The sequence below is a fragment of the Ruegeria sp. ABV4_181 genome (assembly GCF_056158465.1).
This window is the reverse complement of sequence record NZ_JBSWTI010000002.1, coordinates 3,585,521-3,599,124: the sequence shown is the minus strand read 5'-3', so window position 1 is coordinate 3,599,124 and position 13,604 is coordinate 3,585,521. Positions and strand designations below refer to the sequence as shown.

The 13,604-nt window shown below is 59.7% G+C and carries 12 protein-coding genes and 1 pseudogene; 9 read left to right on the top strand and 4 right to left on the bottom strand.

What is annotated here, in order from left to right; genetic code table 11:
- Position 1: 1 nt before the first annotated feature.
- From ACXAC3_RS17940 to ACXAC3_RS17920, 5 genes are all read left to right on the top strand, one after another.
- Positions 2–760 carry a F0F1 ATP synthase subunit A gene (locus ACXAC3_RS17940; protein ID WP_170694641.1) on the top strand — a complete coding sequence of 253 codons (759 nt, stop codon included), beginning with the start codon at positions 2–4 and terminating at the stop codon, positions 758–760.
- A 48-nt stretch (positions 761–808) separates the two neighbouring features.
- Complete coding sequence (locus ACXAC3_RS17935) at positions 809–1,033, top strand: F0F1 ATP synthase subunit C (RefSeq protein ID WP_005981269.1); 225 nt, start codon at positions 809–811, stop codon at positions 1,031–1,033.
- Between the two features lie 86 nt (positions 1,034–1,119).
- Positions 1,120–1,671 carry a F0F1 ATP synthase subunit B' gene (locus ACXAC3_RS17930; protein ID WP_475163060.1) on the top strand — a complete coding sequence of 184 codons (552 nt, stop codon included), beginning with the start codon at positions 1,120–1,122 and terminating at the stop codon, positions 1,669–1,671.
- A gap of 5 nt (positions 1,672–1,676) precedes the next feature.
- Positions 1,677–2,237, top strand: a complete 561-nt coding sequence (locus ACXAC3_RS17925) for a F0F1 ATP synthase subunit B (protein WP_475163055.1) — start codon at positions 1,677–1,679, stop codon at positions 2,235–2,237.
- 176 nt (positions 2,238–2,413) lie between these two features.
- Complete coding sequence (locus ACXAC3_RS17920) at positions 2,414–3,274, top strand: glycosyltransferase family 2 protein (RefSeq protein ID WP_475163053.1); 861 nt, start codon at positions 2,414–2,416, stop codon at positions 3,272–3,274.
- 26 nt (positions 3,275–3,300) lie between these two features.
- On the opposite strand, the gene ACXAC3_RS17915 is transcribed toward ACXAC3_RS17920, so the two are convergent.
- Together ACXAC3_RS17915 and ACXAC3_RS17910 are read right to left on the bottom strand one after the other, a co-directional pair.
- Entirely contained in the window at positions 3,301–3,789 is a 489-nt protein-coding gene (locus ACXAC3_RS17915; RefSeq protein WP_475163051.1) for a metal-dependent hydrolase, read from the bottom strand.
- Complete coding sequence (locus tag ACXAC3_RS17910; RefSeq protein ID WP_475163050.1) at positions 3,789–4,559, bottom strand: FCD domain-containing protein; 771 nt, start codon at positions 4,557–4,559, stop codon at positions 3,789–3,791. Before ACXAC3_RS17910 ends, ACXAC3_RS17915 begins: the two co-directional genes overlap by 1 nt.
- 153 nt (positions 4,560–4,712) lie before the next feature.
- Between ACXAC3_RS17910 and ACXAC3_RS17905 the strand changes: the two genes are divergently transcribed.
- The 4 genes and pseudogenes from ACXAC3_RS17905 (at position 4,713) to ACXAC3_RS17890 (ending at position 10,377) form a co-directional block, all read left to right on the top strand.
- Positions 4,713–5,912, top strand: coding sequence for an aminotransferase-like domain-containing protein (locus tag ACXAC3_RS17905; RefSeq protein ID WP_475163049.1), 1,200 nt, complete (start codon positions 4,713–4,715; stop codon positions 5,910–5,912).
- A 57-nt stretch (positions 5,913–5,969) separates the two neighbouring features.
- Positions 5,970–6,377, top strand: coding sequence for a hypothetical protein (locus ACXAC3_RS17900; RefSeq protein WP_475163046.1), 408 nt, complete (start codon positions 5,970–5,972; stop codon positions 6,375–6,377).
- A gap of 138 nt (positions 6,378–6,515) precedes the next feature.
- Positions 6,516–9,972, top strand: a pseudogene (locus tag ACXAC3_RS17895) (chromosome segregation SMC family protein).
- 54 nt (positions 9,973–10,026) lie between these two features.
- A complete protein-coding gene (locus ACXAC3_RS17890; RefSeq protein ID WP_475163045.1) occupies positions 10,027–10,377 on the top strand; it encodes a hypothetical protein in 351 nt (116 codons plus the stop codon).
- A 21-nt stretch (positions 10,378–10,398) separates the two neighbouring features.
- On the opposite strand, the gene ACXAC3_RS17885 is transcribed toward ACXAC3_RS17890, so the two are convergent.
- Both ACXAC3_RS17885 and ACXAC3_RS17880 read right to left on the bottom strand, forming a co-directional pair.
- Positions 10,399–12,168: a TadE/TadG family type IV pilus assembly protein gene (locus ACXAC3_RS17885; protein WP_475163044.1), complete on the bottom strand. Its 1,770-nt coding sequence runs from the start codon at positions 12,166–12,168 to the stop codon at positions 10,399–10,401.
- Between the two features lie 270 nt (positions 12,169–12,438).
- On the bottom strand, positions 12,439–13,602 hold the full coding sequence (locus ACXAC3_RS17880) for a lytic murein transglycosylase (RefSeq protein WP_475163041.1): 1,164 nt from the start codon (positions 13,600–13,602) through the stop codon (positions 12,439–12,441).
- Positions 13,603–13,604 lie beyond the last annotated feature (2 nt).

Sequence of the window (13,604 nt, the reverse complement as noted above, 5' to 3'; positions counted from 1 at the left end):
CGTGGCGACCGAGACCACCGCAGCAGAAGGCAGCAGCCTGGTTTTCCATCCGATGGATCAGTTCATCGTCAAGCCGTTGTTCGGCGACGGTGCAATTGCATGGTACACGCCCACCAACGTGACCCTGTGGATGTTCCTGGCGATTGCGGCGATCTTTGGCCTGCTGGTGCTCAGCACCTCGAAGCGAGCGATTGTCCCGACCCGGATGCAGTCGATCGCCGAACTGGCCTATGGTTTCATCTACAAGATGCTGGAAGACATCTGCGGCAAGGAAGGCGTCAAGTACTTCCCCTATGTCATGACCCTGTTCATGTTCATTGTCTGCGCGAACTTCCTTGGGATGATCCCCACATCCTTCACAACCACATCGCATTTCGCCGTAACCATCCCGCTGGCGCTGGCCGTGTTTCTGACCGTGACCGTTCTGGGTTTCGTCAAGAACGGAGCCGCATTTCTGGGCCTGTTCTGGGTCTCCAGCGCGCCGCTGGCGCTGCGTCCGGTTCTGGCGATCATCGAGCTGATCTCGTACTTCGTGCGCCCTGTCAGCCACTCTATTCGTCTTGCCGGTAACGTCATGGCAGGCCACGCGGTGATCAAGGTGTTCGCAGGTTTTGCCGCGATTGCCGTGATTTCACCCGTGTCGGTTCTGGCGATCACCGCAATGTATGGTCTTGAGGTCCTCGTGTCCTTCATTCAGGCCTACGTTTTCACCATTCTGACCTGTGTTTATCTGAAAGATGCGCTGCATCCTTCGCACTAAGGTCCGATACCCCAACATCGAAACTTCCAATTCGTAAGGAGATACATCATGGAAGGCGATCTCGCACACATCGGCGCAGGCCTAGCAGCAATCGGTTCCGGCGCAGCCGCAATCGGGGTGGGCAACGTTGCAGGCAACTTCCTGGCCGGCGCCCTGCGCAACCCTTCGGCGGCTGCTTCGCAGACCGCAACCCTGTTCATCGGTATCGCATTCGCAGAAGCGCTGGGCATCTTTGCATTCCTGGTCTCGCTGCTGCTGATGTTCGCCGTCTAATCTGCGGAACCTGATCCTTACGCGCAGGTGGGCCCAAGCCATAGCGGCCCACCTGTTGTAAAGACAACGTTCCGACGGAGGACATCATGGCGACTGAACCCATTAGCGAAGAAGTGGTTGGCTCGTGCGTCGACTCGCATGGCTCTGCCATCGGGATGCCGCAGCTCTGCTTCGATTGGTTCCCCAACCAGATTTTCTGGCTGGTCATTACGCTGGTCGTCATCTTTCTGGTCCTGTCCCGCGTGGCCTTGCCGCGCATCGCGGCAATCCTGGCGGAACGTCAGGGGACCATTACAAACGACCTGGCTGCGGCCGAAGATCTGAAGGCCAAGGCGGTCGAGGCTGAAGAGGCCTATAACAAGGCGCTGGCCGATGCCCGTTCTGAGGCACAGCGTATCGCAGCGGAAGCCCGCGCCGAAATCCAGTCCGGTCTGGATGACGCGATTGCCAAGGCAGATGCGGATATCGCTGCAAAAGCGGCTGAATCGGAAAAGGCAATTGCCGACATCCGTGCCGGTGCGCTGGAAAGCATTCAAGTGGTTGCCAAGGATACGGCGGCTGAACTGGTCACAGCACTGGGCGGCGAGGCGGATGCCGATGCCATTAACAGTGCCGTAGATGCACAGACGAAAGGATAAGTGACATGCGGAACACTCTTGCCGTTATCCTGACTGTTGGTGCCGCCAGCCCCGCGCTGGCCGCAAGCGGCCCGTTCTTCTCGCTTGGCAATACCGACTTTGTCGTCCTTCTGGGCTTCATCGTCTTCATCGCGGTCCTGTTCTACTTCAAGGTGCCAGGCATGATCGGTGGCGCGTTGGACAACCGCGCCGAAGGCATCAAGTCCGAACTGGACGAAGCCCGCGCCCTGCACGAAGAAGCCCGCAGCCTGCTGGCCTCGTACGAGCGCAAGCAGCGCGAAGTGCAGGGTCAGGCAGATGCCATTGTGGCTGCGGCGAAAGAGGACGCGGCACTGGCGGCGGAACAAGCCAAGGTTGATCTGGAGAAATCCATCGCACGGCGTCTGGCCGCCGCACAGGATCAGATCGCATCGGCCGAGGCTTCGGCGGTCAAGGAAGTTCGCGACCAGGCCATCACCGTGGCGGTTTCGGCTGCCAACGCAGTGCTGGCCAAGCAGATGACTGCGACGCAAGCGAACAAGCTGATCGACGCGGCAATTGCCGACGTCGGAGACAAGCTTCATTAACCTCGTGCGACCCGGCGGATTGCCGCCGGGTCGGCGTTGTACCGGGATTTTCCCGGCCCGTGCGAACACCCAGTTGGTGTCTGCTATTTGCCTGAAGCACGAAATAAGATAACCTAAAGCGATATTTGCTACCTGCTGACCTATTCCCGGCAGGGTTGATTTAATGCGAGAATACCATGACTGAGCTGCCGTTGATCAGCGTCGTGATTCCGAATCTGAATTGTGCTGACTTTTTGGAGCGCACAATCAGATCCGTGTTGGATCAGGATTATCCCAATCTGGACCTGATTCTCGCAGATGGCGGCAGTACCGACGGATCCCTTGAAGTCGCCGATCGTTACCGCGATGCGTTTTCGCATATCATTTCTGAGCCCGATACAGGCCAGGCGAACGCCTTGAACAAGGGCTTTGCGGCGTCGCGCGGTGAGGTGATGGGCTGGATCAACTCAGATGATGTCCTGATGCCAGGCGGACTTTCCGTCGTTGGTTCTCTTTTTGCTCTGAACAAGGAAATCGAATGGCTGACCGGTCGCGTCACCTGTATCGACGAAGAGGACAACGTACTAAGCGTTCGCCGACCCAAGCCAGTGTCTCGGGCCAGATTGTTGGCGGGCGATTACCAATGGGTACAGCAGGAATTGACATATTGGCGCCGCAGTTTGTGGGAGTGCGCAGGTGGTCAGTTCGACGAGACGCTAAAGCTTGCTGTAGACGGTGAATTGTGGCTGCGTTTCTCGCGACACGCTAATCTGGTTCCAGTTCACGCTCAGATCGGAGCGTTTCGCTTCCGCGAAGGTCAGCGATCCGAAGCCATGGAGACGTATCATGGCGAAATGTTGGAAGCGATCCGACGCGAGCGGCGGCTGGAGAGCAGCGCTGATAAATTGATCCGATCCATTCTTGATACACCCGTCACGCTGCGCAGCCGCGATGAAGCAGAAGGCAGCTTTCCATCACTGCCCGCGGTGGATCCTCAACCACTGAAGCGCCTGCAGCTTTGGAAGCACGGCGTCATGCGGATTTTGCACGGGATTTGACGCCCCAATAACAGGTGGGTCCCATGTTAACCCGGGGAGGCGGGCTGTCTTCGGGTCCGAAACCACACGATCAGGGCAAGGACGGTTATCGCGATCTCGACCGCGAAGGTCCAATGATTGAGAAAAGACAGAATCCAGTGCGAATGCGTCGCCTGTACGGTCACCAGGGGGCGCGAAGCGTCTGATAAGGGCCAGGCCCAGGCGATCTCTCCGACGACCGAGTCCAGAACCATATGCAAAAGCCCACCGGCACCAAAAAAGGTCAGAACGCGGCCCATTCGAGGCCAGTGCAACCCCAACAGAAATCCCGCCAGCAAAAATCCCGCCCACAAAATCGGGCGATGCGTCAGGTAGGCATGGTGGTGATGCGCGCGCCCGTCGACGAAATAGAACCAGAACATGTCCAGATCTGGTGCAACCGCGCCCACCAGTGCGGCTGCAAACGCCAGTTTCCCAATGTTTGGTGTCGCAGCGCGAAAGACCAGATAGGCACCCGGCAAATGTCCGATGAACATCAGGTCTGCCCTGTCTCATGCTCCAGCCGCTGCTGCGCGATGGTTTCGTTCCGGGCGGCTTTCTGATGATCTTCCATGCAGCGTCGGACAAAGCTCAGATGACGGTGCACAGCGTCGCGCGCGCCCTCCGGGTCACGCGCCTGTAGCGCGGTGTTGATTGCACGATGCTGGTCCAGAATCGCTTCGCGTGTGGCGCGCTGCTGAAACATCATCTGGCGGTTATAGAACACGCCTTGTTGCAGCAGGTCATACATGGACCGCATCATATGCAGCATCACGACATTGTGGCTGGCTTCGATGATGGCCATATGGAACTGCGCGTCCAGATGGGCCTCGTCTTCGGTGGCGTTGCGGGCGTGCGCGGCTTCCATCTTGTCGAATATCGCCTGGATGACTTTCAGATCACTGACCGATCCCAGCCGGGCGGTACGCTCGGCGGCAAGCCCTTCCATGTCTCGCCGGAACGAAAGATAGTCGAAAACGGCTTCCTCGTGACTGCCAAACAACCGGACGAGCGCCGGAGAAAAGGCCGAACCCAAAACCTCGGCCACGTAAATGCCGGAACCCGCTTTGGCGGTCAGCAGTCCCTGATCCTGCAGTTCCGCGATCGCGTCGCGCAGGGATGGGCGTGAAACGCCCATCCGGTCTGCCAGTTCACGCTCGGGCGGAAGGCGTTCGCCGGGGCGCAGGATGCCTCGCAAAATCAGCAACTCAATCTGTTTGACCACCGCGATGGACAGCTTTTCGGTCTGAACTTTTTGAAAGGGCATGCTGCTAGTGATTTGGGATTGGTCAAATCATATGACCACGTATCTCAGACTTGTTCAAGAACGCCATTCTGACGCTCCGAATTATTAGGTCAGAAGTGTTGACATTAACGTTGCGATACCTAGGCTGACCCCACGTGAGAGTGGAGGAAACTCATGTTGACCAAAGACCTGTTTGCCACAAGGACGGCCCGGATGAAGGCGTCCGAGATACGCGAGTTGCTCAAGCTTCTGGATCAACCGGGCATCATCTCGTTCGCGGGTGGAATTCCTGACCCGGCATTGTTTCCCGGCGACGCGTTTCAGCAGGCTTTTCAGGCGGCGCTGTCGCCGGAACAGCGGGCGCAGGCGCTGCAATATTCGATCAGCGAGGGATATGTGCCTCTGCGCGAATGGCTGGTCGATCACATGCGTCAGATCGGGATCGAGTGTGACATCGGCAACATCCTGATCACCTCCGGGTCGCAACAGGCGCTGGATTACCTGGGTAAACTCTATCTATCACCCGGCGACACCGCGTTGGTCGGCTGGCCCACTTATCTGGGTGCGATAAACGCGTTCGACGCCTATGAGCCGCGTTTTGACCGCCTCAGCGTCGATGGCAATCTGGGCGCGGCGGAATACGCCGCAGCGGCAGGTGAGGGCCGGGTCAAATTCGCGTACCTGTCTCCGGATTTTGCCAACCCAACGGGCGAGACCGTAGACCTGCGCGGCAGAGAGGCGTTGCTGGATCTTGCGGAGGACCTGAATTGCGCCGTGATCGAAGACGGCGCGTATCAGGCGCTGCGCTATGACGGCGAGGCGATCCCGCCGGTGCTGGCGCTGGAACTGGCGCGGAAGGGCTCGATCGAGCGTTGCCGGACGATCTATTGCGGCAGTTTCTCGAAAACACTTTCACCGGGGCTCCGGGTCGGGTGGGTTGTTGCCGCAAAGCCGGTGATTTCCCAGATCGTGCTGTTGAAACAGGCGGCCGACCTGCATTCGGCTACGGTCAATCAAATGGCGGTGCATCAGGTGGCGCAAGCCTGTTTCGACACCCACATTCCCATGTTGCGCCGAACCTATGCCGCACGTCGCGATGCCATGCTGTCCGCACTGAAAGAACACATGCCGGATGGCGTAACCTGGACCCGGCCCGAGGGCGGGATGTTTGTCTGGCTGACTCTGCCCGCCGCGTACGATGGGGCCGAATTGCTGGAACGGTCGCTGGAAAGCGTGAAACTGGCCTTTGTTCCGGGGCGCGCCTTTTTCCCGGACGGAACGGGCGGCAATACGATCCGGTTGAGCTTTTCAAACTCGGATGAGCCGACGATCCGCGAAGGCATCCGCCGGTTGGGTACGGTTCTGCGCGCCTGACCGCAGGCAAAGGTCGTGGAAAGGTTCTGTTAACCCTATTGCGCCAAGACTGGCGGCATGATCCGCTATCTGTGCCTGCTGATGCTGGCCGCCTGTTCGGCCGGCACCCCTCATTTTCGCGATGTGCCCGCCACCCGCGTTGCGGTGAACGGCAGCGTTTTTGACGTGCGCGTACGGGGCAATCTTGCCGAGGCGGTTCGGATCAACATGCAGTACGCCCCGCGATTGGGCCCGATCCGCGACCGGGCCGGGTTGGCCATGGCGCAGGTTTCGGGCTGTCCTATTCTGGATGTGCTGGGCGACGCGGCGGTGACTGTCGGCGTTCTTGGCTGTGACAGGGCGGCGGGTGAACGTCTGCTACTGACGGCTGTTTCGACGCCGAATTACGAATGCGTCGATTACGGTGTCTACGAAGATGTGGGCTCTGACCACGGCTATCAGGTGTTCGAGTGTACGCCCTATTGAGATACGCGTTTTTCTGCGCATTTCGGCAAGATGTTGTGGATAACTCCGGCTGATATCCCATATCCTGCGCAACCTCGTTGACTCAGCCCCAATCAGTTGCGCAAACTTCTAGATATAGGAATCACAGGACCCCTGCCTTTGCGTTTCAGCAAACTCAAACTCACCGGCTTCAAAAGCTTTGTCGATCCGACGGACCTGATCATTGCGGATGGGTTGACCGGTGTGGTGGGTCCCAATGGCTGCGGCAAATCAAACCTGTTGGAAGCGTTGCGCTGGGTGATGGGGGAAAACCGCCCGAAATCCATGCGCGGTGGCGCGATGGAGGACGTGATCTTTGCCGGTGCCGCCACGCGCCCCGCCCGCAACTTTGCCGAGGTCGTCCTGACCATGGACAACTCGGAACGGCTGGCACCGTCAGGCTTTAATGACAGCGATCAGTTGGAGATCGTACGCCGCATCACCCGCGATGTCGGCAGCGCCTATAAGACCAATGGCAAAGATGTGCGCGCGCGGGATGTTCAGATGCTGTTTGCCGATGCCTCGACCGGGGCGCACTCGCCCGCGCTGGTGGGTCAGAATCGCATCGCCGAACTGATCAATGCCAAACCCCGCGCCCGTCGCCGTATTCTGGAAGAGGCCGCCGGGATATCGGGTCTTTATCAGCGCCGGCATGAGGCCGAGTTGAAGTTGAAAGGGACCGAAGCCAACCTGACGCGCGTGGATGACGTGCTGGAACAACTGGGCACGCAACTAGCACAACTGGCCCGTCAGGCCCGTCAGGCCGCCCGGTATCGCGAAATCGGAGAGTTGCTGCGGCAGGCCGAGGGCATGCTGCTTTATCGCCGCTGGAAAGAGGCGGACATCGCCCGCCAGCTGGCCGAAGACAAGCTGCGCGACCGCATCACCGAAGCCTCGCGTGCCGAGGCCGAAGCCCGTGCCGCAGGTGCCAGACGCGCCGAGATCGAAGAAACCCTGCCGCCCCTGCGCGAAGAAGAGGCCATCGCCGCCGCCGTCCTGCAACGCCAGCAGGTGCAGCGCGACGCGTTGGCCGATCAGGAAACCCGCGCCCGCCAGACCATCGAAACGCTGAGCAATCGCATTCAGCAACTGGGCAACGATATCGAACGCGAGACCGGGCTGAACCGGGATGCCGGTCAGATGATTGAGCGTCTGGAATGGGAAGCGCGCGAACTGGCCAAGGCCGCTGAAGGGCATGAAGACAAGCTGGCCGAAGCAGCCGAGATCGCCCATGACGCCGCCGCCGTGTTGCAGGACCGCGAAGAGACCCTGTCGCAACAGACCGAGGATATGGCCCGTCTGGTCGCCCGCCACCAATCGGCGCAGCGTCTGGTCGAAGACAGCCGCAAGACATTGGCCCGGTCCGAAGCCGAGGAAGAAAAGGCCCGGTCCGCTGTGGAAGAAGCGCGCGGTGCCTTGTCCCGCACCAGCGAGGCCTTCGAAGCCGCTCAGGAAGGCGAGGAAGAAGCCCGTGAGGCCGCCGAGGCCGCCGAGGAAGCACTGGCCGCGGCGGACGAACTGCGCAACGAGACACAGGCGCGCGAGGCCGAGGCCCGCGCCCAGCGGTCCGAGGCCGAAGGCGAACTTGGCGCCATTCGTGCCGAGACAACGGCGCTGGCCAAACTTGTCGAGCGTGACACGGCCGAGGGTGGGCAGGTGCTGGATCTGCTGCGTGTGGAGCCGGGCTATGAAAAGGCCCTTGGGGCAGCGCTGGCCGACGACCTGCGCGCGCCGCTGGTTGAGGGCGACGGGCCTTCGGGCTGGGTGCAGGTGGCGGGGTATGACAGCGATCAACCCCTGCCGGACGGGGCCGAACCGCTGGCTCTGCATGTTTCGGGCCCGGATCGACTGAGCCGCCGGATCGCGCAGATCGGGCTGGTCGACGCGGACCAGGGTGCCCGGCTGCAGGCGTCCCTCAAACCCGGTCAGCGGCTGGTGTCGCGCTCCGGGGATCTGTGGCGCTGGGACGGGTTCCGGGCCTGGGCCGAGGATGCGCCAAGCGCTGCGGCGCTGCGGCTGGAACAGTTGAACAAGCTGGAAGCGCTGAAACAGGAGCTGGCCCGCACTGAGGCGCAGGCCGATGGAGCGCGCGCTGCGCACGAGGCGCTCTCGCAGCAACTGGCCGACGTCACCGAAGCCGACCGCAGGGCGCGGGAGGCGCGTCGTGCAGCCGATCAGCGCATGGCGGAAACGGCCCGCCAGCTCAGCCGGGCCGAGGCTGACCGCAATCTGGCGCAGGGTCGGCTGGAAACCCTGACACTGGCCGTCGATCGCCACAAGGAAGACGCCATGTCCGCCCGCGCGCAACTGCGCGAGGCCGAGGGCGCGCTGACCGGGCTGGGCGATCTCGACAGCGCTCGCGCGCAGGTCGAAGACATCAAACAGACGGTCGAGGCGGCCCGGATCACCATGTTGACCCACCGCTCGAACTCATGACGAACTGCGCCGCGAGGGCGAGGCCCGCACCCGCCGGACGCAGGAGGTGACCAAGGATCTCAGCGGCTGGCGGCACCGCCTGGACAGCGCCGGAAAGCGGATTTCGGAATTGGCCGAACGCAAGGAAAGCTCCGAAGAGGAACTGTCCGAGGCCATGGCGGCGCCGGGTGAAATCGCTGAGGCCCGCGAAGAACTGAATGAACTGATCGAAACCGCCGAGGCCCGCCGGGCGGAAGCCGCGGACAAGCTGGCCCAGGCGGAGACGCAGCAACGCGAGGTCGTGCTGGCCGAGCGCGAAGCCGAACGTCTGGCCTCGGAAGCGCGCGAGGCGCGTGCGGCGGCTGAGGCCCGGTGTGACGCCGCAAAGGAAAGCGTGACGGCCGCAGCCGAACGCATCGCCGAGGATCAGCAACTGACCCCGAACCAGTTGCTGAACCAGTTGGACGTGAACCCCGACCAGATGCCCGCGGCCGACGCGCTGGAGGCGGAAGTGAACCGCCACAAACGCCAGCGCGACGCGATGGGCGCGGTGAACCTGCGGGCCGAGGAGGATTCCAAGGACGTTCAGGAAGAGTTCGATACGCTCAACACGGAAAAGGCCGATCTGGAAGAAGCGATCAAGGCCCTGCGCAGCGGCATCGCCAGCCTTAACCGCGAGGGGCGGGAACGCCTGCTGACCGCGTTTGAACAGGTGAATTCAAACTTCGCCATGCTGTTCAAGCATCTGTTCGGCGGTGGCGAGGCCAATCTGGTCATGGTCGAAAGCGACGATCCGCTGGATGCCGGGCTTGAGATCATGTGCCAGCCGCCGGGCAAGAAACTGTCGACCCTCAGCCTGCTCTCGGGGGGTGAACAGACCCTGACCGCAACGGCGCTGATCTTCGGCGTGTTTCTGGCCAACCCTGCGCCGATCTGTGTGCTGGACGAGGTTGACGCCCCGCTGGACGATGCCAATGTCACCCGGTTCTGCGACCTGCTGGACGAAATGTGCCGCCAGACCGACACACGGTTCCTGATCATCACCCACCACGCAGTCACCATGGCGCGGATGGACCGGCTGTTTGGCGTGACCATGCAGGAACAGGGCGTCAGCCAGTTGGTCTCGGTCGATCTGAAAAAGGCCGAGCAGATGGTGGCCTGACCGTTCACCGCAACGTTATGACCATGTTGCGGGCGATCAGGGTAAGCTGGCCGCATGACCCGTATTCCGATCCTTGCCCTGCTGATCGCAGGCCCTGCATGGGCCGCAGAATGGCCCACCAAACCCGGCGACGTCCCACTGACGCCCGAGGAGCTGGACTCTCTGGCTGGGCAAACCCTCACCTTCTTCGATGACGGCCAGTCCCGGTTTTCGGCCGGCGGTGCCTATTCCTATACCTATGCCAGCGGAGAATCCGCTTTTGGAACCTACTCAATCGCCGAGGATGGCAGCGTCTGTATCGCCTATCGAAACGGGTTCAGCCGCTGCGACCTTTATGTGCGCAGCGGCCAACGGCTGATCCTGATCGATGAAAAGGGGGATCGCTATCCGGTCAGACCGGAGTGAAAGCCGCAATCCCGCCTTTCACTATTGGATCAATCTCAATTTTTGGATGGAACCGGCGATCGACACAAATGAGTCGATGATCTCTTCACCGGTCACTTCGTAGTAGTGCGACGGAGAGGATGCGCAGGCCTTGATCTCGGCCGCGGCCACTTCCGAGGTCTCAAAGGCAACTGCATAGATGGTTACACCATTCTCCTTGGCCAGTTCACATTGCTTTTTGAACAGCTGAAGGTTGGTCAGTTGCGAAGAGGTTACAGTAGTGTCCTCTGACGGTCTGGCGACAAGCTCTGTAGTGCCGTTTTCCTCTTCCATCTCATCGGACGGACGTACCTGCGGGCTGGTCCGGCCATCCGTCATGATAACAATGTACTTGGAGGTGTCCCGGGCATCCCAATCAAGCGGACGGCTTGCAAACTCCGCTGGAATCTCTCCGACCTGACTAAGATAAGCGAACGCGTCTCGGGCAGCAGGGTCCAGCAAAGCCAATGCGTATTTCAGACTGTAATTGGTGCCGGTGCCGTCGAACAACCGCAGACCATCTATGAAGTTGTGCAGAATGGTTTCATCGTTCTGCGCGTATTGGATGCTCATTTCGTCATCCGGGCACCAGCCCCAGTTCTGGGTTGTTTCGTCATAGTCCCAGTTCACGAAGTACGGCACCTGTTCCGTCGAGCCTGACGGCAAGTCGGAATTCAGAAAGTCCGAATAGGTCAGTTCAAGGCAGGAAGAGACGTTGTTCGGAATGGTCTCGACATAGGAATAGAACTCGTCAAACTGGTATTCCAGGTCGACATTGTTGAACTTTGTCGATCCGGTAATCGTTTCCCCGGTTATGCTGAAAAAGGTTGTGGTCTGCTTGCCGCCCTTGATGGACGCGCCCAGCATTTCGGCGGATTCAGGCAGTTCGGACGTCTTGGTTATGATGAAGTCTTTGACATAGTGGTAATATGTGTCGACGTCATCCTTGTTGAATAGTTCGACATCGCGGCCCGGATACCCTTCGATCTTTGCCGAAAAATCGACGTCGTTGTCATTGTCGGTATCGAACCAGAAAACAACGTTCGAGACATCCTGTGTCCATTCATCAAAATAGTCTTCTTCCGTGGTCGTGCCGAAGCGTTCACCGCCCAGGTATTCAAACATCGTGGAACCCGGGTTTGTCTGACCTGCGAAAGGAATAATGTTGATCGAGGTTTGTGTCTCGGATTTTGCTCCGGAGGTGGGATCAGCATTACGGCTCAGGCTTTTTGTCACAAACGCCTTGGCAGCTGCCTGCATAAGTGCGACACGGTTGCCGGTTCCCATGCTTCCTGAAATATCCAGGACCATGGAAATCTCGGTATGCGGTGCTGCCTCGTTTGCAGCGGCGACAACTCCCATTTGAAGGGTCGGAATGCCGCTTAGGCGCATGAAATTTGTCGTGAACTCTGATGAGACGCCGGCAGTGACCGTCCGATCCAGATAGGCATCCTGAACGTCGATGTCTTTTTCGTAGTCACCAAGGCCCTGGGCTGCGAAATGGGCATTCACCACATCAGCCGGCGGCATTTCCTGTTCAAGGTTTGCGGCGGCCAGCACGGCGTTATCTAACGCCCATTGCAATCTTACGCGGTCTCTCTCGTAGTTCATCAAGTCTACGGCCATTCCGGTAGCAGCCAGAATGCACAGAAAGACAAAAAGCGTGAAAATTGTTAGCGCGCCATCTTCCTTGGAAACAAAACTCTGAAACTCTTTAAAACCTTTACTCGGGCGCACAATGTTCGAAGCCTTCTGAGGCTGTCGTTTGAACATGGGAAACTCCGTTGTATTCAGATTTCCGAATGATCATACGAAGTGATGTTGTCCGATTTTTGCCGCAAAATTGGAGATAAAATTACTCAAAATGAACTCAGAATGAACTCAATGTGAATGAGCCGTTTTGCCTTGGTTAAAAATCCGGGTGTCGGCAAAAAATTTTCTAATAAAATCAATTAAAGTCAATGGGTTGACCGATGATAGCCGGCGCCATCCGGACAGAAGGATGAACACCGACAACTTGGGAAATGTGGCAGACCTGCCACCTTACAACTTGTTCAATAGATCCACTGTCGGCCACGCATCTGCTGGCAGCCCCAGCCTTGATTGCTCGGCCTGCACCGCCGCGCGGGTTCCGGCCCCGAGAATCCCGTCGATCTTGCCCACGTCGTAACCGCGTGCCTGCAGTTTGCTCTGCAACTGCTTCATTTGCGCGCCTGACAGACCCTGCGCCGGGTTGCCTGCGTCATAGACCTGCCCGCCTTCCAGACGGGTGCCGAAATAGGCGGCTGTCAGGACATAGACAAAGCTCTGGTTCCATTCGAAATAGACGTCGAAATTCGGATAGGCCAGAAAGGCGGGACCCTTATGCCCCTGCGGCAGGATCAGCGAGGCGGGCAGGTTGGTCAGCGATCCGCTGCGTGCCTGAACGCCCATCGCCTGCCACTCGGACACCGGGCGCGGCTTGCCGGGGCCGGACAGCGACCAGTCCATCTGTGCGGGCACCGTTACTTCCTGCAGCCAGGGCTTGCCCGCCTGCCAGCCCAGATGCGACAGCATCTTGCCGCCCGACATCAGCGCATCCGGCGCCGAGCTTTTCAGCGAGACGTTGCCGTCTCCATCCCCGTCGACACCGTTTTCCAGAATGTCGCGGGGCAGCATCTGTACCATGCCGATCTCACCGGCCCAGGCGCCGGTTGTCCGGTTGGGCTCAAAGCTCCCTTGTTGGAACAGTTCAATTGCGGCAAAGACCTGCGGTCGGAACAATTCGGGCCGGCGGCAGTCATGAGCCAGAGTGACCAGCGCGTTGCGTGTGTTGAAGTCGCCCTGAAACGCCCCGTAATCCGTTTCGAAGGCCCAAAACGCCAGCAAAACCCCCCGCGAGACGCCGTATTCACGTTCGATCCGGTCAAAAACCGCGTCGTATTTGCGGGACATGGCCTGGCCGCGCTCAATCCGGTTTTGTGAGATCAGACGTCGGGAAAATTCGATGAACGGCTTTTGGAACACGCCCTGCGCGCGGTCGGCCTTCAGCACTGCGCTGTCCTGCTGCACGCCCTGAAAGAACGCGTTTACGGTGGCGTCGTCAAACCCCTGTTGCGCAGCCTCGGCCTTCATGCCCCGCACAAAGGAATTGAACCCGCCGCCGCATTGGGCAAAAGCGGGCGAGGCGATGAAAGCGGCGGCCACCAGGCCGGAAAGAATGCGCATGA

Excerpts from the sequence above, each read along its gene's own strand:
- ACXAC3_RS17930 (WP_475163060.1), top strand. The coding sequence starts at position 1,120 with ATGGCGACTGAACCCATTAGCGAAGAAGTGGTTGGCTCGTGCGTCGAC.
- ACXAC3_RS17915 (WP_475163051.1), bottom strand. The coding sequence starts at position 3,789 with ATGTTCATCGGACATTTGCCGGGTGCCTATCTGGTCTTTCGCGCTGCG.
- ACXAC3_RS17905 (WP_475163049.1), top strand. The coding sequence starts at position 4,713 with ATGTTGACCAAAGACCTGTTTGCCACAAGGACGGCCCGGATGAAGGCG.
- ACXAC3_RS17885 (WP_475163044.1), bottom strand. The coding sequence starts at position 12,168 with ATGTTCAAACGACAGCCTCAGAAGGCTTCGAACATTGTGCGCCCGAGT.
- ACXAC3_RS17935 (WP_005981269.1), top strand. The coding sequence starts at position 809 with ATGGAAGGCGATCTCGCACACATCGGCGCAGGCCTAGCAGCAATCGGT.
- ACXAC3_RS17925 (WP_475163055.1), top strand. The coding sequence starts at position 1,677 with ATGCGGAACACTCTTGCCGTTATCCTGACTGTTGGTGCCGCCAGCCCC.
- ACXAC3_RS17900 (WP_475163046.1), top strand. The coding sequence starts at position 5,970 with ATGATCCGCTATCTGTGCCTGCTGATGCTGGCCGCCTGTTCGGCCGGC.
- ACXAC3_RS17920 (WP_475163053.1), top strand. The coding sequence starts at position 2,414 with ATGACTGAGCTGCCGTTGATCAGCGTCGTGATTCCGAATCTGAATTGT.
- ACXAC3_RS17890 (WP_475163045.1), top strand. The coding sequence starts at position 10,027 with ATGACCCGTATTCCGATCCTTGCCCTGCTGATCGCAGGCCCTGCATGG.
- ACXAC3_RS17910 (WP_475163050.1), bottom strand. The coding sequence starts at position 4,559 with ATGCCCTTTCAAAAAGTTCAGACCGAAAAGCTGTCCATCGCGGTGGTC.
- ACXAC3_RS17880 (WP_475163041.1), bottom strand. The coding sequence starts at position 13,602 with ATGCGCATTCTTTCCGGCCTGGTGGCCGCCGCTTTCATCGCCTCGCCC.